Annotated in this window: 17 protein-coding genes and 1 pseudogene; 10 read left to right on the forward strand and 8 right to left on the reverse strand. The window is 67.6% G+C overall.

What is annotated here, in order from left to right:
- The first annotated feature begins 44 nt into the window (after window positions 1–44).
- From ACFYYJ_RS06305 to ACFYYJ_RS06320, 4 genes are all read left to right on the forward strand, one after another.
- Window positions 45–632, forward strand: coding sequence for a gluconokinase (locus ACFYYJ_RS06305; protein ID WP_389129093.1), 588 nt, complete (start codon window positions 45–47; stop codon window positions 630–632).
- Between the two features lie 173 nt (window positions 633–805).
- Window positions 806–2,386 carry a GMC oxidoreductase gene (locus tag ACFYYJ_RS06310; protein WP_389129095.1) on the forward strand — a complete coding sequence of 527 codons (1,581 nt, stop codon included), beginning with the start codon at window positions 806–808 and terminating at the stop codon, window positions 2,384–2,386.
- 118 nt (window positions 2,387–2,504) lie between these two features.
- Complete coding sequence (locus tag ACFYYJ_RS06315) at window positions 2,505–3,869, forward strand: glutamate decarboxylase (RefSeq protein WP_389129098.1); 1,365 nt, start codon at window positions 2,505–2,507, stop codon at window positions 3,867–3,869.
- A 702-nt stretch (window positions 3,870–4,571) separates the two neighbouring features.
- Window positions 4,572–5,249 (forward strand): hypothetical protein, encoded by a 678-nt coding sequence (locus ACFYYJ_RS06320; RefSeq protein WP_389129101.1) that lies wholly within the window; start codon window positions 4,572–4,574, stop codon window positions 5,247–5,249.
- A 111-nt stretch (window positions 5,250–5,360) separates the two neighbouring features.
- Here ACFYYJ_RS06320 and ACFYYJ_RS06325 read toward each other — a convergent pair whose 3' ends face one another.
- The 3 genes and pseudogenes from ACFYYJ_RS06325 to ACFYYJ_RS06335 all read right to left on the reverse strand — a co-directional run.
- Entirely contained in the window at window positions 5,361–5,603 is a 243-nt protein-coding gene (locus ACFYYJ_RS06325; RefSeq protein WP_389129104.1) for a hypothetical protein, read from the reverse strand.
- Window positions 5,604–5,637: 34 nt separating this feature from the next.
- Window positions 5,638–6,474 carry a class II glutamine amidotransferase gene (locus ACFYYJ_RS06330; protein ID WP_389129107.1) on the reverse strand — a complete coding sequence of 279 codons (837 nt, stop codon included), beginning with the start codon at window positions 6,472–6,474 and terminating at the stop codon, window positions 5,638–5,640.
- A gap of 474 nt (window positions 6,475–6,948) precedes the next feature.
- Window positions 6,949–7,416: pseudogene (locus ACFYYJ_RS06335) on the reverse strand (transposase family protein); the annotation flags it as partial.
- A 147-nt stretch (window positions 7,417–7,563) separates the two neighbouring features.
- Here ACFYYJ_RS06335 and ACFYYJ_RS06340 point away from each other — a divergent pair.
- Both ACFYYJ_RS06340 and ACFYYJ_RS06345 read left to right on the forward strand, forming a co-directional pair.
- The gene (locus ACFYYJ_RS06340; protein WP_389129111.1) at window positions 7,564–8,034 is read left to right on the forward strand and encodes a GNAT family N-acetyltransferase; all 471 of its coding nucleotides are present in this window, start codon (window positions 7,564–7,566) and stop codon (window positions 8,032–8,034) included.
- 840 nt (window positions 8,035–8,874) lie between these two features.
- Window positions 8,875–9,111: a hypothetical protein gene (locus ACFYYJ_RS06345; RefSeq protein ID WP_389129115.1), complete on the forward strand. Its 237-nt coding sequence runs from the start codon at window positions 8,875–8,877 to the stop codon at window positions 9,109–9,111.
- A 491-nt stretch (window positions 9,112–9,602) separates the two neighbouring features.
- On the opposite strand, the gene ACFYYJ_RS06350 is transcribed toward ACFYYJ_RS06345, so the two are convergent.
- The 3 genes from ACFYYJ_RS06350 to ACFYYJ_RS06360 form a co-directional block, all read right to left on the reverse strand.
- Window positions 9,603–9,803, reverse strand: coding sequence for a hypothetical protein (locus ACFYYJ_RS06350; protein WP_389129119.1), 201 nt, complete (start codon window positions 9,801–9,803; stop codon window positions 9,603–9,605).
- 182 nt (window positions 9,804–9,985) lie between these two features.
- Complete coding sequence (locus ACFYYJ_RS06355; RefSeq protein WP_389129122.1) at window positions 9,986–10,111, reverse strand: hypothetical protein; 126 nt, start codon at window positions 10,109–10,111, stop codon at window positions 9,986–9,988.
- Window positions 10,112–10,275: 164 nt separating this feature from the next.
- Window positions 10,276–10,470, reverse strand: a complete 195-nt coding sequence (locus ACFYYJ_RS06360) for a hypothetical protein (RefSeq protein WP_389129125.1) — start codon at window positions 10,468–10,470, stop codon at window positions 10,276–10,278.
- 464 nt (window positions 10,471–10,934) lie between these two features.
- Here ACFYYJ_RS06360 and ACFYYJ_RS06365 point away from each other — a divergent pair, with 464 nt between their 5' ends.
- Both ACFYYJ_RS06365 and ACFYYJ_RS06370 read left to right on the forward strand, forming a co-directional pair.
- Window positions 10,935–11,930, forward strand: a complete 996-nt coding sequence (locus tag ACFYYJ_RS06365; RefSeq protein ID WP_389129128.1) for a formylglycine-generating enzyme family protein — start codon at window positions 10,935–10,937, stop codon at window positions 11,928–11,930.
- Between the two features lie 176 nt (window positions 11,931–12,106).
- Window positions 12,107–12,445: a hypothetical protein gene (locus ACFYYJ_RS06370; RefSeq protein ID WP_389129132.1), complete on the forward strand. Its 339-nt coding sequence runs from the start codon at window positions 12,107–12,109 to the stop codon at window positions 12,443–12,445.
- Window positions 12,446–12,556: 111 nt separating this feature from the next.
- Here the strand turns inward: ACFYYJ_RS06370 and ACFYYJ_RS06375 are convergent, their stop codons facing one another.
- Window positions 12,557–12,718, reverse strand: a complete 162-nt coding sequence (locus tag ACFYYJ_RS06375; RefSeq protein ID WP_389129135.1) for a hypothetical protein — start codon at window positions 12,716–12,718, stop codon at window positions 12,557–12,559.
- Window position 12,719: 1 nt separating this feature from the next.
- The gene (locus ACFYYJ_RS06380) at window positions 12,720–13,166 is read right to left on the reverse strand and encodes a DUF6325 family protein (protein ID WP_389129138.1); all 447 of its coding nucleotides are present in this window, start codon (window positions 13,164–13,166) and stop codon (window positions 12,720–12,722) included.
- 1,866 nt (window positions 13,167–15,032) lie between these two features.
- Here ACFYYJ_RS06380 and ACFYYJ_RS06385 point away from each other — a divergent pair.
- Both ACFYYJ_RS06385 and ACFYYJ_RS06390 read left to right on the forward strand, forming a co-directional pair.
- Window positions 15,033–17,441, forward strand: coding sequence for an arylsulfatase (locus tag ACFYYJ_RS06385; RefSeq protein ID WP_389129140.1), 2,409 nt, complete (start codon window positions 15,033–15,035; stop codon window positions 17,439–17,441).
- Window positions 17,442–17,469: 28 nt separating this feature from the next.
- Window positions 17,470–17,991, forward strand: coding sequence for a hypothetical protein (locus tag ACFYYJ_RS06390; RefSeq protein ID WP_389129143.1), 522 nt, complete (start codon window positions 17,470–17,472; stop codon window positions 17,989–17,991).
- Window positions 17,992–18,353 lie beyond the last annotated feature (362 nt).

The raw sequence follows: 18,353 nt of genomic DNA on the forward strand, positions 1-18,353 counted from the left end.
ACCACCCTCGACCGGGCGCTCGACGAGCAGATGGAACGCTGACCATGCCCGCGCACGCCCCCGCGGCGGGAGCGCCGCGGCTGACCGCGGCCGAGGTGCGCTCCGGCCGGACGGTGACGATGGCGGCGCGGTTCGAGACCGAGCGGGGGCCCGACGATCCCGAGCCGTGCGAGCACGTCAACGCCGTGGGAGCAGCGTCGTCGGTGCCGCCCGTCGTAGTCGTCATGGGTGTCTCGGGAGCGGGGAAGTCCACCGTCGGACGGCTGCTCGCCGACCGCTTGGGGTTGCCCTTCGCGGAGGCGGACGACTTCCACTCCGCCGCGAACCGCGCCAAGATGGCCGCCGGCAGGCCCCTCGACGACGGGGACCGCGGGCCGTGGCTGCTGTCCCTCGCAGGCTGGATCCGGGAGGCGGCGGCCTCCGGCCGGGGCGGGGTGATGGCCTGCTCCGCGCTCAGGCGCGAGTACCGGGACCTGCTGCGCCGGGCGGGCGCGGGCGTCGTGTTCGTCCACCTCGCGCTCGACCGTACCCGCGCCGAGCAGCGGGTCGCCGGGACCATTTCATGCCCGCCCCGCTGGTGGACTCCCAGTACACCGCCCTCGAACCGCTGCGCCCCGACGAGCCCGGCGTGACCCTGGACGCGACGGCCGCCCCGCGGAGCATCGTCGACGCGGCGGTGCGGGCGGTGCGGGTGACCGGTTGAGGCGGCCCCCCGACCGGAACCCTTCGGTCGCCACAGCCAGGATTGCCGGATAGCGTCGGAAAGGTACGCAATGCTCCCTGTCTCTCCTAGAACGGGACCCCCATGGCCGGCGATCAGCACTACGACGTCATCATCATCGGCACGGGAGCGGGAGGCGGTACGCTCGCCCACCGGCTGGCCCCCACCGGCAAACGGGTCCTGATCCTGGAGCGCGGCGACTACCTTCCCCGGGAGCGGGACAACTGGGACTCCACGGCCGTCTTCGTCAAGGGAAAGTACCGGGCACCGGAATTCTGGTACGACAAGCACGGCGACGCCTTCCCCCCGGAGGTCAACTACTACGTCGGGGGCAACACCAAGTTCTACGGCGCCGCCCTCTTCCGCCTCCGGCCCGAGGACTTCGGGGAGCTGCGCCACCATGACGGCATCTCGCCGGCCTGGCCGATCGACTACGACGACCTGGAGCCGTACTACACCCAGGCGGAGCAGCTCTACCTCGTCCACGGACGGCACGGCGAGGACCCGACGGAGGGCCGGGCGAGCGGCCAGTACCCGCACCCCCCGGTGGAGCACGAGCCGCGCATCCAGCAGCTCAGCGACGACCTGGAGAAGAAGGGCCTGCACCCCTTCCACCTGCCCATCGGGGTGAACCTGACCCAGGACGGGAGCGGCCGGGCCACCCATGACAGCGTCTGCATCCGCTGCGACCGGGTGGACGGCTTCCCCTGCCTGCTCGGCGCGAAGTCCGACGCCCAGGTGATCTGCGTCGATCCGGCCCTGGCGTACGACAACGTGACGATGGTGACGGGCGCCAACGTCCGGCGTCTGGAGACCGACCCGACCGGGCGCACCGTCACCCGCGTGGTCGCAGAGCTCGGCGACGGGTCGACGCAGGGGTTCGGCGCCGACATCGTCGTCGTCGCCTGCGGGGCCGTCAACTCCGCAGCCCTGCTGCTGCGTTCGGCCAACGACAAGCATCCGGGCGGCCTCGCCAACAGCTCGGACGTGGTGGGGCGCCACTACATGCGGCACAACAACCTGGCGCTGATGGCGGTGTCGAAGGAGCCGAACCCCACCAAGTTCCAGAAGACCCTCGCGCTCAACGACTGGTACCTCGGGGCGGACGACTGGGACTTCCCGCTCGGCGGCATCCAGATGCTGGGCAAGTCGGACTCCGACCAGATCCGCGGCGAGGCACCGCGCTGGGCCGGAAAGCTCACCCCCGACATGCCGTTCGAGATGCTCGCGCACCACGCCGTCGACTTCTGGCTCTGCGGGGAGGACCTGCCGCTGCCCGACAGTCGCGTCACCCTCGACGGGAACGGCGACATCCACCTGGCCCTCGACGAGAAGAACAACGTCGCCGGCTTGGAGCGCCTCCAGCACAAGCTCAAGGGGATGCTCGGACACCTGGGCATGCACGAGCACCACCTGCTGCCGCACAGCATCTACCTGCACAAGGGCATGCCCATCGGGGCCACGGCCCACCAGGCCGGCACGGTCCGGTTCGGGACCGACCCGCGCAGCTCGGCCCTGGACGTCGATTGCAAGGCCCATGACCTCGACAACCTCTACGTCGTGGACACGAGTTTCTTCCCCAGCATCGGCGCGGTGAACCCGTCGCTGACCGCCATCGCCAACGCCCTGCGCGTCGGCGACCGCCTCATCGAGCGGATGCGCTGACGGACTCAGCAGCCACCAAGACCGGAATGCTCGGGAAGGTACGCCGTTCGCGTGCATCCCGGGCCCGTCCACAGGTCCTGAGCACGGCTCCTTCTCCGACCGTGGTTGAGTTGCGGGTATGACCAAGAGTGACGCCGCGGATCTGTTCGGCAACCGTTTCCTGACCGTGCCCGCTCCTTCGGAGACCTTTCCCGAGGAAGGCATGGCCGCGACGGACGCCATGAGGCTGGTGGGCGTGGACCTTGCCATGGAGGGGGACCCGCAGCGCAACCTCGCCACGTTTGTCACCACGTGGATGGAGCCGGAGGCGCAACGGATCATCGCCGAGAACCTCCACCGCAACTTCATCGACCATGCGGAGTACCCGATTTCCGCAGAGATCGAGCAGCGCTGCGTGCGCATGCTCGCCGACCTCTTCCACGCGCCCGGCAAGACAACCGGATGCCGGACCCAGGGCTCATCCGAGGCGATCATGCTCGGCGCGCTGTCGTTGAAGTGGAAGTGGCGCGAGCGCCGCCAGGCAGCCGGCCTTTCCATCGACAGGCCCAACCTGGTGTTCGGGGGTGACGTCCACGTCGTGTGGGAGAAGTTCTGCCGCTACTTCGACGTCGAGCCGCGGATCGTGCCGCTCGCCGAGGACAAGTACACGATCGGCCCGGAGGACGTGGAGCCCCACCTCGACGAGAACACGATCGGCGTCGTCGCCGTCCTCGGCACCACGTTCACCGGCCACAAGGACGATGTCGTCGGGATCGACGAGCTTCTGCGGGACGTCCGCAAAAAGCGGGATCTCGACATTCCGATCCATGTCGACGGCGCCAGCGGCGCATTCGTCTGGCCCTTCCTCTACCCGGACTCGAAATGGGACTTCCGGCTCGAGCAGGTCCGCTCGATCAACGTCTCGGGACACAAATACGGACTGGTCTACCCGGGCATCGGATGGCTGGTCTTCCGCGAAGAGGCCGACCTCGCCAAGGACCTCGTCTTCTACGAGAACTACCTGGGCAAGACCGACGCGACGTTCACCCTGAACTTCTCCACCGGTGCGTCGATGGTGCTCGCGCAGTACTACAACTTCGTGCGGCTGGGCCGTCAGGGCTACACCTACGTCATGAAGACGATGCAGGAGAACGCCCGCGCACTGGCGGACAACCTGCGCGACAGCGGCCGCTTCGAAGTGATCGGCAGCGACCTCGAGCAGCTGCCGCTGGTCGCTTTCCGTCTCGCCGGCAAGCACTCCTACGACGAGTCCGACATCGCCTGGCAGCTCTCGGCCGAGCGGGGCTGGATGGTGCCGGCGTACACCCTCCCGCCCAACGCGGAACGGGTGAAGATCCTGCGCGCCCTGGTCAAGGAGACCCTGAGCCGCGAACAGGTCGACCGCCTGACCCAGGACATCGCCGACGCATGCCGCACGCTGGACGACAAGGGAGCGACCCACAGCATCGAGCGGACCCAGGTCAAGCGCGGCACCGGCTACTGACACCCGCAACAGGCCGCCGAGGACGCGCCGGCTGCATTACTGACTTCAGCTCATTGGGGTGAATCGCTGCGAACTCCCGGATAGGTGGAAGTGGATGCCCGTATCCGTGGTGTGTGAGATATGCGGATGGGGGCGGACTGACTCTTGCGGGGCGTCGAGGATCGGCCCAGCCTGGTCGCCGACCCGCCGCCATACCGGCGCAGCCCCATTCTTCGCGGCCCGATCCACCTCCACGTCGAGCAGGGTGACGGTGAACGCGACAGCCGAAGGCACCCGTGAACTTGAACGGATGACGTCGGTACACCTGAGGTCTCCGGGGGAGAGGAGCGTGTGTCGCGTGCACCGAAGCCGAAGTGGGCGAACAGCAAGGCCACCAAGGCCCTATCCCCGACGTCGAAGGTCCGTCGAGGCCTGACGCTTCGGAAGACGTGCGAGTACGGAGCGTGTCGGTCACGCCGCCGAATTCACTTCGGTCTACGGTGGGATCCAAGATCCCAGCCTCGACTCCGAGCGAGTGAGGAACGATCGTCCAGGCCGCCGCCACACGCCTTCACCTCAGAGGAGCCGCAGATGAGCGCGACATCATGGGCGACCGTCGCCACGTGCGGCTTCCGGCGCCGGGTGCCCGCTGCGGACAGCGCGATCTGAGCCGCTACCGAGCCCGGGCAGCAGTCGGCCGTGACCGGTCACACCCCTTCCGACATGAACCGTGGGAGCGATCCGCACGAGCCGGAGCCTGCGGCGTACGCCGAGGCCCGCTGGCCGATGGCCGCAGCCGTCATCACGTCCGGGGTGCTGACCATGCTCCTGCCCGACGACTTGCGCCTGGGGCCCCGGTGGGCCGTCCCCCTCGCCGAAGGGCTGCTCCTGGTGGCTCTTACCTCGGCCGACCCCGTTCGGATCGGCCGCCGCTCGGCTGCCTTGCGCGCGGTGTCGATCACCCTGGTCAGCCTGATGGTGTGCAGCGCCATCTGGTCAACCGTCCAGCTGATCGACGACCTCATCCACGGCGGGAGCGAGACCAACTCCGCGAGTGCCCTCCTGGTGGCCGGCGGCATCGTCTGGACCTCCACCATCCTCGCTTTCTCCCTGCTGTACTTCGAACTCGACAGCGGCGGGCCGGCCGCCCGGGCCCACCACATGCCCGCCACTCCCGCACTCGCCTTTCCCCAGCAGCTCAGCCCCGAACTGAACGCCTCGCACTGGCGTCCCCGCTACGTCGACTACCTCTACCTCGGATACACCAATTCCACCGCGTTGAGCCCCACCGACGTCATGCCACTCGCCCCCTGGGCCAAAATCATCATGATCATCCAGTCCATCGTCTCCCTGGTCATCCTGGGTCTGGTCATCGCCCGGGCCGTCAACGTCCTCGCCTGACGAACCGCCGGACGACCGGGCCCAGGCGACGTCCTCGCCCTCGGCGAAGGACTGGACCTGGATGGGTACCCGGCTCGCGCGGGTCTCCGTAGTCGGGTCGCTGCTGCCCGATCAGCCCGTGAGGACTTTGTCCGTGGCCTGTGGGAACTCGGCTTTCGTGATGTCGCCGCGGTTCTTGAGCTCGTCGAGCCGGGACAGTTCCTCCGCGTGGCCGCCGGTCCCGGCGGCACCCGGGCGCACGTAGGAGCGGAACTCCTCCTCGTTCTGCTGGGCCAGCTTCGTTTCGCGTTCGCGCATTCCGCGCCCCCGGGCGATCAGGTAGACGAACCCGCCCGGGAAGGGCAGCAGGATCACGAAGATGGTCCATGTGTGGCAATCCGGCCCCGCGTCATACCGGTTCCGGGGTGAAGGCACGCAACTCGTCGGCCCCGGGCTGTACGACGCCGTAGCTGCTCTCGGGTACCTCGTTCCAGGCGCCGGGCAGATCGCCGAGGGGTTCGGACACCACCAGGCGGGTCTCGTCGGACACTTCCTGGAGGACGGTCATTTCGGGGTGCAGCTTGCGCAGCGAGTCCACCCGGCTGCTGTAGAACAGTGACCGCGAGGTGCTCTGGCTGGAGTAGCGGAAGGCCCACACTGTGGTCCCGTCACTGACGGCGACCGTCATCTGCATCGGGTGCTCCACGCCGTGCTCGCGGCCGACGCGCTCCACCAGCCCCACCATCCTGGCGACGGCGCCCGGCGGGTCTTCCTCCAGGCCATAGGTGAGCGCCAGGTAGAACATCGTCTCCGAGTCGGTCGTTCCCTCGATGTCTGCGTACAGCGCGGGATCGACGAGCATGGTGAGGTCCCGCCGCATCGAGTGGAAGCCGGAAATGGAGCCGTTGTGCATCCACATCCAGCGGCTGTGCCGGAAGGGGTGACAGTTCGTCTGCTGCACCGCCGTACCCGTTGACGCCCGGATGTGGGCAAAGAACAACGGCGAGGTGACGTGGTCGGCGAGCTCCCGCAGGTTGCGGTTGTTCCAGGCGGGGCCGACGTCGCGCATGAGCGCCGGGGTGCCGTCACTGCCCTCCGGGTACCACCCGACGCCGAACCCGTCACCGTTCGTCGTCTCGACACCCAGTTTGGAGTGCAGGCTCTGATCGATCAGCGAGTGGGCCGGTTTGTAAAGAATGGTGTCAAGCAGCAGGGGTGTTCCCGAGTAGGCAAGCCATCGGCACATGAGTCATCACCTGATTTCCTCACCTGAACCTGTGGGAACACCGCCTTGTCCACTCCCCGGCTTCCGAGTCTGGAATGAGGTAGCTGGTCCTCTTGCCCCAGCGCTCCACTGCTCGGCTGGCTCTGCCTGGAGCACGCTGAGAGTGGAGTGGCGCTCTTCGTCGCGCTGCGGGCGAGGCGGTGTCCGCTGGTCCGGTGGCTCTCGCTCCAGCCAATTTCATTTTCGCCTGCTCTGCCGCACATCGCCATGCGGTCCGGATCGCATGGCGATCGCTCTGAATTCGGGGCGATGGACCCAGCCGAGCTGTCCGCTCCATCGTCGGCAAGGTGTGTATGTGCGGCCCACCGCATCCGGCCGCGAGCCGGGGCGAGGTCGGGCAGCTCCGGAATGTCCCGTAGCCCGCGGTGGGTCAGCGCGCGACATCACATGCGGTGCATCGCAAGCGGGGAGGGTCGTCCTCGTACTGGGCGTACAGTCGTTGCGGTTTCCTGCGAGCGGCCGGCCGACCACGACGACCAGGCGGGTGTCGTCGTCGATGCCGGCCTGGTGATTATTGGAGTACCGATGGTTCTTCGACCGCTCGGCGATGGTGTGATCTCGGGTGGGCACCAAAGTGCCGTCCACGATGAGTACGGTGTTCTTGGCGAACCGCTTGCGGGACTGGAGCGAGAGCATCGGCGCGACGTGGTCGATGTTCCGGTCCGCCGCTGACCTCGACACCCCGAACAGCGGGGCGAGCCGGCGCATGGTCAGGTTCGTGCGCCAGTACGCCGCGACCGGTAGTGCCCTGTCCTTCAGCGGAAGACTCCACAGCCGCCCCTTCCGGACCGCGTCTGCGCCCTTGCGTCGCAGAACCGTCACCGGTTTCCTGAACGCACGCAGGTTCAGCCCGGTGTACGGGGTTGTCCAGGACGGCTCTGACGCCGTGATCACACCAGCCACACGAGATCATCTCTCGCGGCCGGGTAGCTCCGGGCGACGTCCGCGGAATCCGATCGCGTGACTCGGCTTCGGCGTCAAGAATCGGCGGATGCATGAAGTGAAGCTGTCCGACGGGACCATCAGCCTGTCCCCCTACGCCTGGAAGACGTGGAGGCGCAGCACCTCGCGGGGGAAGACGAGCCACTCGTTCGCCGGCTCAACGGCGGTCCCAGCACGCGCGAGGGCATCGAAGCGTACTTCCGGCACTGCCGGGATCAGTGGGACACCGCCGGGCCACTCCGCGCGTTCGGCATCCGGACGGGTGCCGACGAGGTCCTCGCGGGCACGATCGACTTGCGGTTCGCCGGAGAAGATCTGGCGCCCGGCCAAGTGAATGTCGCCTACGGCCTCTATCCGTCCTGGCGGGGGCGTGGCCCGGCTATCCGCGCGGTCCTCTTGGCATCCGAGTACGCAGCGAGCGAGGGCGGGGTGGAGGCGGTAATCCAGGTTGAGCCGGAGAACCCCGCATCTGCCGCAGTCGCGCAGCGGGCAGGGTTCGCTCCCGGCACGCCGACGCACAGCTCGGACGGCACACGCTTCGACTGGTACACGCGGGACCTGCACGCCGCCGCCCGGTGACGACCAACAGTTGCGACGCCAGCCCCTGCGACCGCAGAGCCCGTGGATCGCCCTCGGTCCGCGTCCGCCGCCACCGCTGCACCGGCCTGATGCTCACCCGCAGAGATCCTTGGCGATCACCGTACTCGCCTCGCCCTGAGTGAACCGCTCCGTCGCCTGGAGCGGTAACCGCTTGCGAAACTCGTGGCGTTCGGCGGTCAGCCCCACGAGGTCAACCTCAGCTACAAAGCACTACCACCTGGTAAGAGTCGGCTGACATGGATTCAGGATCCCCTGTTCGGCCGTTGCACGGTTGGCGCGGTCCCTCCCTTCGAACTCAAGAGGGGCTGAGGTGCCTTGGGCCCATCGCGCAGCACATTCGTGCGCTCCGCAGCACCACATCCTTTGCGGGGATGGGGTGAGCCCAGGAGGCGCATACCGCACGGGGATCATCGTGGCCGGTAATGGTGACGTCGGCATCCGGCGAGCGGATTCCTGATGGTTCTGCGTCCGCGTGCAAATCGGCCGGGTGCTGTGAACAGCAGTTTCCTCTGAGGGGTGCGGAAGTCGAAATACACATCCAGGTCCGTGACCCGGATGACGAGTCGCGTGACGGTGACTATCATGGGTACAAGACGGCCGCAACTGCGGGATCCGCTCTCTGGACTGCAGCGATGCGCGAGGCTTGAGAACTTGCGTTCCAGTCCAAAAGGTCCGTGGTCCGACGAAGCCACGTTGACGGCGGATACGCGCTCATCACATTCATCCGGCGACCGGGAAGTTCCGTCTGGGTTTTTCGAGAGGAGGCAGGACGACTTCGTGCCGCAATGAGTGGCACAACTGCGAGAAGGGTTGTGAATCATGAAGGCAATCAGAGCGAAGCGGCTCTTCGCCGTGTCCGCCATCGGTGTCCTGATGGCCGGTGGCGCCGCGCTCGGCGCTGCGGGTGCTGCCTCCGCGGCCGTGCCCACGCACCCCGTCACCTCTGTCACCACCGTCACCCACGGAGGCGGTTGGGACGACGATGATGACGGCGGCTACGGACACTACCGCGGTGGCTACGACGACGACTGGGGCGGAGGGTATGACGACTGCTGACGCCCCGCATCACACTGTGTGGTCCGCCGATCCGGCGGTCCGCACAGCGTTACGCACCGCAGGGGCTACCGCGGATCGGGGAGGACCGTTGTGTACCGGTCGATACGGGGTCGAGAGTGGAACGTGAGCCAGGGCTGCTGACCGTACAGTTCCCTACCTGGTGCACTCAGGGTTCCGGCAGGGGCCTGGAGCCCATACGGGGATGAAGATTCCGAGGGACTTGCGCCGCCTGAGCACCGTGTCGACGGGGCTCTTGCAGGTCGGGCACACCTGCTGCTCGTGCCCAGCCCGCGGGGCGACCCTCTCGTGCGCCTGATGCCGCTCTCCACTGGTCATACGTCCACGGTAGGCCGGATTGGCCTGTTTGGCGGGTCAGCGCGTGACGGAGTGCGTGGTGACGAGCGGGCGTCGTCGAGGGCCCTCAGAACCGACAGACGCCTGCTGACAGCAACAACCCGGGCGGCCGGGCCGCTGGGCTGTCCGTTCGCGTTTCACTCGTCCGAGCGTTCGGAACCTTGCTGGGGGGTCCCGAAGTGTTCGTCGCAGGGGAGCAGCCCGAGCATGTCGAGCAGAACCTCGAACTCCGCGGGGGTTGCGGCGCGGGCGGCCACCGCGCGGCGAGCCGCCGCACGGTCGGTCGGAGCCGAGCGGGACAGCACAGCCGGATCGTCGCACGCGAACGGATCTTTCATGAGGTGATGCGACCACACCGGCGTTGTGACGGCAGCCTGCCGTGCTCCAGACGCCACGACGGCGATCGGCGACCTGGAATCAAGCCGATCGGTCTTCCGGGTCCACCGAGTTACGTCCAGCTCCGCAATACCCCGCACGGGGTCTGGGTCCGGCGCGCTCTGATTCTCAATCCCGGCAAGGTTCAGGCGGTGGCGGCTCCTGCCGTGATCAGCGCGCTGGCCGCCGATAGGCAGGCCTCGGCCAGGGCGCGGCGCTGGCGGTCGGCCAAGCTTCCCTGCTGGAGCAGCCGGTGGACGAGCGCGGTCACGTCGCGGTGGTCACCGCTCTCGTCGGGCCGATGTACCGCAGGAGCGGGTACAGCACATCTCTGCTGCTCCGTAGCCCGCCCGTCGGGGCCACCAGCGTGCTGCCCAGTCCGAGTCTGGCCGCATGCCATGGGGCGGCCTGCAGGAGCTCCGGTCGGCATGGTGCTTAAGCGAATCCCGCCTGTTGCTTGGCGATCGGGGTGGTGGCGAGCCCGCGGAAGGCACCGGCGAGCATCACCGCGCGGTCCGCCTCCAGCTGCACGTCATAGAAGTGCACCTCAACAGTGGGGTAGTGCTCGCAGAAGTACAGCCGACTGGCAGGGCAGACCGACAGGGCGATTGAGGTGGGCGTAGTCACCATGGTCGGTACGGTCCTCGTTGTGATCCGTCCGGCACATGAGGCACCCGTTCGGCCCTTTGCGGCTGGGTCGGGTGCCGGCGTCTCCCGGTGTGCTTTGGCTCAGGAGCGCTGCTCATGGCGCTCCAAGGCAGGGCGGCGGCCGGGTCTGTCGCTCGACCTTCCCTGGGGGCGTCCCCACGGTCGCCGCGTATCGGGTACATCTTCCTAGCGACTCGCCCGGGGACACGCCATCCGGTTCGCCGACGGTCCTCGCAGGTGCGGCAAGCTGCGGTCAGCTCGTAGATCGCCTCGACGTCGAGCAGCGTGATCAGCGGGACAGGAACGGATTGCGTCCTGGACGAAGAACGTTACGCGAACCCTTGAGCCGCGGTAACAGCACGGTCGAACCGTCCTGCCCTTTGGGCGCCCGCCGACCTTTCCCCTGTCGCCTCCTCCGGCCACCAGGAAGCAGAGAAGCCAAGCACATGACGCGAGAGACCCCCTCCTGCTGCACCCCCGACCGCCGTAGGGGAGTGCTTGGCGAGTCGGAGCTGTCCATGGCCGCGACTCGGCTGCCAGACCAGTCCGGCACGACCCCCGTCGGCCCCCCTGAGATCCGGCTGGATGGTGGCTGGTTCCACATGGGCAGCGATGACGTGCTCGCCTATTCTGCGGACGGCGAGGGTCCGGTGAGACGGGTCCGGGTCAGTCCTTTCGCCATTGATCCGCACTGCGTCAGCAACGCGCGCTTCGCCTCGTTCGTGGCCGAAACCGGCCATGTCACCGATGCCGAGCGCTACGGGGCTTCGTTCGTCTTCGGCGGCCTGTTGCCCGACGACTTCCCGCCCACGCGGGCGGTCGCTGCCGCTCCGTGGTGGCGCGAGGTGCTCGGCGCCGACTGGCGGCACCCGCACGGCCCCCACTCCGACCTCGACGGACGCGCGGAGCACCCGGTGGTCCATGTCTCCTGGAACGACGCGCTCGCGTACTGCGCCTGGGCAGGCCGAAGGCTGCCCACCGAAGCCGAATGGGAGTACGCCGCCCGAGGCGGGCTCGAACAGCAGCCCTTTCCGTGGGGCGACGAACTCCGCCCCGGCGGCGGGCACCGGATGAACGTGTGGAACGGGTCGTTTCCCGAGCACAACACCGTTGAGGACGGCTTCCTCGGCACCTGCCCCGTGGACGCCTTCCCCCCGAACGGCTACGGCCTCCACAACATGACCGGCAACGTCTGGGAGTGGACGGCCGACTGGTTCCACCCCGTCTGGCATGCCACAGGCCCCCGCGAGGACCCGACCGGCCCTCCGACCGGCACAGCGCGCGCTCTTCGCGGGGGCTCCTACCTCTGCCACGCCTCGTACTGCCGCCGCTATCGGGTCTCCGCCCGGATGCCCAACACGCCAGACTCCTCCACCGGCAACATCGGCTTTCGCTGTGCAGGCCCGGCCTCGGAAAGCCGGGTCTCCCATCCCCTTGTTTGAGGAACGGACGGCGGCGCGGACGCCTCCCACGGTCCCGTAGCGCTCGGCTGAGGACGACCCGCGCCGGGTGCTGCGCGAGATGCGCGCCTCGCCGAAACCAGCCATCGTCGAGAGAGCAGGCGCCGTTCGGGGAGTCTCCGGAGGCGCAGGCGGCCAAGGCGAAGGAGGCGGACCGAATGCCCCATATCCGACGCCGCGAGGGCAACGCCACGCTGAAACGGCCCCCGGAGGCGATCGGCCGGGCCGGATGGCTCCTCATCGGCGCCACAACGATGGCGGCGGGAGCGTTCCTTCACGCCATCGCGGGCTTCGTGGAGATCGTCAGAGAGATGATGGGTGATGAGCCACCGGACGTGTCTGAGTCGGGGACCAAGCCGGCCGCGCACGACAGGGCGCAGCCCGGACTGGGCGGGTGGATCGTCTTCGGTACCGTCTTGCTGGGGGCGACGGCGATCGCCCACGCCGTGGCTGCTCTGGTGAAGAGCATCAAAGACATGCTTCGGAGTCACGCGTAAGTTACCGGCACCCGTCGCGGTTGTGGTGGCCCGCCACTGGTCGCTTCCCGGCCGCCGCCTCGGGCGACCGGGAGGAATGGCGCGCCGTGCTGGACCGGCGGTGAGGCTCGGTCAGCGCCGGTCGCGGCGGTCGTCCCGGCGGTCTTCGCGCCGGTCGCTGCGGCGACCGACCCCGTGGGCGACGACAGCTGCCGTACCCGCGACGGCCGCGGTGCGGGCGACGGGGGCGCCGATGACTCCGCGTCGTCCTCTGCGCATGGGTGCGAGGGGCATCTCATTCTCCTTCTTCGTCGGCTTCGATCGAGGCCAGGATGGCCTGGATCGGAATACGTCCGTTGGCGATGAGCTGGCCTCCTGAGCGGCGTGCGGCGGAGGCGAAGGGCCCTGCCCACACGTTCTCCCAGACCAGCACCCCGGCTGTCGTGCCGGGCTCCATGGCGGCGGCCAGGTTGACGACGTCTTCCTCGGCGAGAAGGCCGGCCAGCTTGGCCTCTGCGGCGCGCAGTTCACCGGCGCCCTCGAGGTCATCGACCTCCAGTGCGTCGATCTTGCCGTCTGTCCCCTTCGTAAGGATGATCAGGTCCAAGACCCGGATGGTCCCCGAGGTGACGAGCTTGTCGAGCTCTTTGGCCATCTCGCCGGTGAAGTGCGAGGTGGCCGGCGGGAACTCGACGACGAGGTAGTCGACAGGACCCAGTTCTTCTGTGTCAGTCGATGTCATGTCTGTGCTTCCGTTCTATCGATGAGCGTCATGTCTGCGCTTCTGTCCTCTCGATGAGCACCCGAGAGCGCCCACATGATGAAGACGTTGACGGCGATGGGCACGGTGGCCGGGAAGGGCCAAGCGGCGGCCAGAGGGAGTTGGTGTTCACGCCCTACCCCGCGAGCGTGGTACCGCCACTGATATGAAGCGCCACCGGCTAGGGCGATGAGGGCGCCCGGGAATGAGGCGGTCGTGCCCGTGTGCCTGTCAGCCTTGCACGGTGGCTGTGGGCCCGCATCCTGGCCGAAGTCCCCACCTGGACGTGTCAGATGCCGTCTGCATCGACCGGGAGATCTCGGCGCGGACCTGCACGCGGTTCGGCTGGCCTGGAGCAAGCTCGTCGACCGGGACGTCACCCCCGCCATGGCCCACACCAACGGACCGCTTTGATCGACTTCGCCCTGTCCGCGAGAGCCTCGGCGACGTCCCCGCCGCCCGTGACCAGCGCCGACCTCCTGGTCATCCGGCCTTCGATCGGCGTGATCACGGCCGCCCCTGAAGGGCAGAGGCTGTTCGGGTCGGATGGCTGGATCGACGGCATAGGGGGGTGACCTTCACCGACACCGGCTCGCGTAAGTTGCAGTGCCAGGGCCCGACGGTGGTGGGAATGCGCACTACTTCGCACCACACCAGACTTGCAGCATGCTGATTGCATTGCTTGCCGTGCTGGGAGTGGACACGACCGTGATCGTGTTCCTGCTGGCCGGAGTGCTGGCGCGCCGACGCCGGCTGCGCCGTCAGCCGAACTCCTTCAAGGGGGCCATCCGGGTGGTCGAGGGTGAGGTGGCGGGGTTGTCGGCCAAGTGGCGCCGCGGATACGGCCGCTGGGTAGGCGATGTCTCGTCTGGGAGAAAGCACCCTTCCTGTTCCGAAGCGAGTTCGTCCTGGCGGAGGACCTGGCGGGCCCGGACCGAGCGGCCGGGCCGGGCGAGGTGAAACGTCTTGGGAAGAGCGTCACCGTTGTGCTCCTGGTGGTCGAGGGCGGTGCCCGCGTTGAGGCTGCCGCTCCGGCGGGGGATCGCGAACGGGCACATGGTCCATTCCTCCCTCCGCAGCGGACGATGGGCGCTCGCTGATCTCGCGACGCAGGCGACGAACCTCGAGTCGCGGACGAGCTGCGGCCGATTTACTGGTGCCTGCTCGCCGACGGCATTGGAGCCGCTTCGAACACTTGCGTGGGACAACAAAGCCGGTGCCGGCCAGAGCGGGATGACCAGCGAGTTCGCCGCGTTCGCGGGCATGCAGACAATCACAGGGGTCTCGTTTCGGCCCCGAGAATCGGCCCCGAAGGGCCAGGTCGAACGCGCCAACAGCTACCTGGGAACCGGCTTCCCGCCCGGTAGGGTCACTCCTCCGCCCATCCCCGCGCGGACGGGGTGATCCGGGCGGACAATGAAGGGGTCACCGTCACCGACGGGACGACAGCGTGGCGCGCCACGCCACGGGGGCCGGCTCAGGACGAGCTGGTCAAGCCCGGCTGCCACCCACCTGTTGGTGAGGAAGTGGGCTGTATCCCGGTCGATGCCGAGGTCGCAGCCTGCTTCCTCCCGATCGCCTCGAACAGGTTTGCAGAGTCAGAGCGATAGTCACCTCAAACGAACCCTTCGGGTGCCGGGGAGAGGCCTTCGGGGGATGGGACCGTCGCCGCCGTGGTGATCGACCGACTCGTCCACCACGCCGGAGGTCCGCTCCCTCAGGGCGAGTCCCACCACATGCAGGCCGTGAAGGCCGTGTCCCTGACGCTACCGAGGATGACTCGCGGAATTGGTTCCCGGACCGACACAGGCGCGGCGCGGATGGTTGTGAACGAGAGGTAGAAGAACGATGAGTGAGCTCGACCGTACGAAGCTTCCGATACGCAGGCCGCCGTTCCAAGGGGTGAGTAACAGGACACTCGACGGTTCGAAGCCGGACTGGAACCTCATCGGGCACCCGGAACCTCCTGAGGGAGCCCCGAACGTCCTGCTGGTGCTCATCGATGATGCGGGCTTCGGTAATCCGAGCACGTTCGGCGGCCCCATCAGCACCCCACGCTATACACAGATGGCCGAAGCGGGGTTGCGCTACAACCGGTTCCACCTCACGGCGCTGTGCTCTCCGACGCGTGCGGCTCTGCTCACCGGGCGGAACAGCCATGCGGTCGGCTTCGGCTCGGTCGGTGAGTTCTCCAGCGGCTTCCCCGGCTACACGGCGATGGTTCCACGTGATTGCACGCCATGGCCGAGGGTCCTGGCCGAGAACGGATACACCACCGCGGCGTTCGGCAAATGGCATCTGACCCCCGATGGCGACCAGGGACCGGCCGGACCGTTCGGGCGGTGGCCGAACGGATGGGGCTTTGACTACTTCTACGGCTTCCTTGGCGGCGACTCCGGTCAGTGGGACCCCTGCCTCGCCGAGAACCAGAAGATCATCGGCACCCCGGAAAGCTTCTACGACAAGGAGAACCCGTACTACCTGCCGGATGACATGGCCGACAAGACCATCGGGTGGCTTCACGGGGTCCGGGCACAGAACGCCCGCAAGCCGTTCTTCGTCTACTTCGCCACCGGGTGCAGCCACGCCCCGCACCACGTGGCCTCCGCATGGGCGGACAAGTACAAGGGCAAGTTCGACCAGGGCTGGGACCGGCTTCGCGAGGAGGTCTTCGCCCGGCAGAAGGAGCTGGGCGTGATCCCCGCAGAAGCGGAGCTGACAGCGCGTGACGACGCGTTCCCCGCGTGGGACGACGTTCCCGACCGGCTGAAGGCCTACTACGCCCGCCAGATGGAGGTCTACGCGGGATTCTCGGAGAACGCCGACCACAACGTCGGCCGGGTCATCGACGCGATCGAGGAGCTCGGTGAGCTCGACAACACCCTGATCATCTGGATCTGGGGTGACAACGGCGCCAGCATGGAGGGCACCATCACCGGCTCGTTCAACGAGATGACGATGCAGAACGGCATCCCGCTCACCGACGAGATGCAGCTCCAGCTGGCCGAGCGCTACGGCGGCATCGAGGCCTGGGGCACCCAGATCACGGATCCTCACTACTCCGCGGCGTGGGCGTGGGCCGGCAACACTCCGTTCAAGTGGGGCAAGCAGGTCGGTTCGCACCTGGGCGGTACGCGCGACCCTATGGTCATCCACTGGCCAGGACACATCACCGACCCCGGCGCACTGCGCTCGCAGTTCACCCACATCACCGACATCGGGCCGACGATCCTGGACATCGCCAAGATCCCGGCCCCTTCTCATGTCGACGGGATCGAGCAGGAGCCTCACCACGGTGTGACGTTCGCGGACTCGCTGTCCGACGCAGCCGCGCCGGAACGCCATACACAGCAGTACTTCGAGAGCATCGGCAACCGTGCCATGTACAAGGACGGCTGGTGGCTGGCGATGAGGACCGAGCGCATCCCGTGGGTGCTCACACCCCATGCGCTCAGACCGTACGCGCCCGGCGTCTGGGATCCGGACGCGGACCCGACCGAGCTGTACTACTTGCCCGACGACTTCACCCAGGCGAAAGACCTCGCCGCAGAACACCCCGAGAAGGTGCGGGAGTTGAAGGAGCTCTTCTGGCAGGAGGCGGAGAAGTACAAGGTGCTGCCCCTGCTCTCCACGCTGTCGGTGTTCTTCGGCATCCTCCCGCCGCGGCCGGATGTGGACCACTTCGAGTACCGGGGAGACGTCCAGAACGTCATGTCGGGGATGATCCCGCGCATCTACAACCACTCGTACACGATCAGCGCCGATCTCGTCGTCCCGGCGAAGGGAGCCGAAGGCGTGATCGTGGCCGAGGCCGACCATCTGGGCGGATTCTCGCTCTTCGTCGAGGACGGCAAGCTCACTCACACGTACTCGATGATGGGCGTGTTCGTCTACCGGCAGCAGGCCGAAGTGCAATTGCCGGCAGGCGAGGTGAACGTCCGCCTGGAGTTCATGGCTGATGCGCCCAAGCCCGCCACCGGCGGGCAGGTCACCCTGCTGGTCGACGATAAGATCGTCGCCACCGGCCGCATGGACCACACGGTCCCGGTCCGCTTCTCTGCCTACTCGGGGATGGACATAGGCCGCGACAACGGCGGTGTCGTCGACCTCAGCTACGAGGACAAGAAGCCCTTCGCCTTCACCGGCACCGTCAAGAAGGTCGTCTTCGACACCAAGCCGCACCTGTCGAACGAGGCCGAGGACGAGCTGCACGCCGCCACCCACCACGGGCACGTCGGGAACGGACTCGCCGGGTGAGACGTGTCCGCAACGGGAAGGAGGATCGATGAGATTCGACGACGAAACGATCGACGTTCTGATCGGCGGATACATGTCGAAGGACGCCGCGCAGGAGGACTACGAGGCGGTTCTGGCGAGCGGGGGTTACCTGCACGGTGCCGTGGTCGTGGCCAAGGACCTCGACGGCGACCTGTCGGTGGAGGAGACCGACCACATGGTTCGCGAGGGCGCAGCGGGCCTGGGCGCCGTCGGATTCGTGGTCGGGCTGTTCGCACCACCGCTGCTTGCCGCGACCGCGGTCGGCGCGGCGATCGGTGCCGGGGCCGGAAAACTCCTTCATCACAAAGCCGCTGCCAAGCTGGAGGAACAGGCAGGGGCCACCATCCCGCTCGGTGGTGCAGGACTGATCGTCGCCTACCCGCGCTCGGCAGCCGGGAAGGTCGAGCCGGCCGTGACCCGCGCGGTCAGGAAGGCGGTCGGCGAGGCGGAGGGCCACCACGTGAAGGCCCTGAAGGGCGCGATCGCAGACGCGCAGCAGAAGATGGCCGAAGCGGATCCTGACGCTTAGGGAGCGCATGACGTAGTCGGCTCATACTCCGTGCCGTGCGCTGCGAGTTCGGACCGTGACTGGTGCGCCCCCTTCGCGGAGTTCCGCCGAAATACACCGGTCCTGGAACACCTGAGCCTGGAGGAGCTCAGGTGTGCGTCGCGGGTACTGGTGAGGAGCGTGAGGGTCGCTGGAAGCCGCCGCTCCCGCCCGTACCTCAGCTGGGGACCAGGGCGCGCATCCGGTTGTGATCAAAGAACCGTGGAGGCTGTGCTGGCTTCTTCTGCGTGCTCAAGGATTTCGACGGTCGTGTCGAGGGACTGAGTCGGGCGTCCTTGCTTCTGCGAGAGGCGAAGCCGGGCAGTTCCTCGGCTGGGAGTGTT

It is taken from the genome of Streptomyces sp. NPDC002467 (genome assembly GCF_042889825.1).
GTDB lineage: Bacteria > Actinomycetota > Actinomycetes > Streptomycetales > Streptomycetaceae > Streptomyces.

Excerpts from the sequence above, each read along its gene's own strand:
- ACFYYJ_RS06385 (WP_389129140.1), top strand. The coding sequence starts at position 15,033 with ATGAGTGAGCTCGACCGTACGAAGCTTCCGATACGCAGGCCGCCGTTC.
- ACFYYJ_RS06320 (WP_389129101.1), top strand. The coding sequence starts at position 4,572 with ATGAACCGTGGGAGCGATCCGCACGAGCCGGAGCCTGCGGCGTACGCC.
- ACFYYJ_RS06375 (WP_389129135.1), bottom strand. The coding sequence starts at position 12,718 with ATGCCCCTCGCACCCATGCGCAGAGGACGACGCGGAGTCATCGGCGCC.
- ACFYYJ_RS06350 (WP_389129119.1), bottom strand. The coding sequence starts at position 9,803 with ATGAAAGATCCGTTCGCGTGCGACGATCCGGCTGTGCTGTCCCGCTCG.
- ACFYYJ_RS06315 (WP_389129098.1), top strand. The coding sequence starts at position 2,505 with ATGACCAAGAGTGACGCCGCGGATCTGTTCGGCAACCGTTTCCTGACC.
- ACFYYJ_RS06330 (WP_389129107.1), bottom strand. The coding sequence starts at position 6,474 with ATGTGCCGATGGCTTGCCTACTCGGGAACACCCCTGCTGCTTGACACC.
- ACFYYJ_RS06345 (WP_389129115.1), top strand. The coding sequence starts at position 8,875 with ATGAAGGCAATCAGAGCGAAGCGGCTCTTCGCCGTGTCCGCCATCGGT.
- ACFYYJ_RS06360 (WP_389129125.1), bottom strand. The coding sequence starts at position 10,470 with ATGGTGACTACGCCCACCTCAATCGCCCTGTCGGTCTGCCCTGCCAGT.
- ACFYYJ_RS06390 (WP_389129143.1), top strand. The coding sequence starts at position 17,470 with ATGAGATTCGACGACGAAACGATCGACGTTCTGATCGGCGGATACATG.
- ACFYYJ_RS06305 (WP_389129093.1), top strand. The coding sequence starts at position 45 with ATGCCCGCGCACGCCCCCGCGGCGGGAGCGCCGCGGCTGACCGCGGCC.
- ACFYYJ_RS06365 (WP_389129128.1), top strand. The coding sequence starts at position 10,935 with ATGACGCGAGAGACCCCCTCCTGCTGCACCCCCGACCGCCGTAGGGGA.
- ACFYYJ_RS06370 (WP_389129132.1), top strand. The coding sequence starts at position 12,107 with ATGCCCCATATCCGACGCCGCGAGGGCAACGCCACGCTGAAACGGCCC.
- ACFYYJ_RS06380 (WP_389129138.1), bottom strand. The coding sequence starts at position 13,166 with ATGACATCGACTGACACAGAAGAACTGGGTCCTGTCGACTACCTCGTC.
- ACFYYJ_RS06310 (WP_389129095.1), top strand. The coding sequence starts at position 806 with ATGGCCGGCGATCAGCACTACGACGTCATCATCATCGGCACGGGAGCG.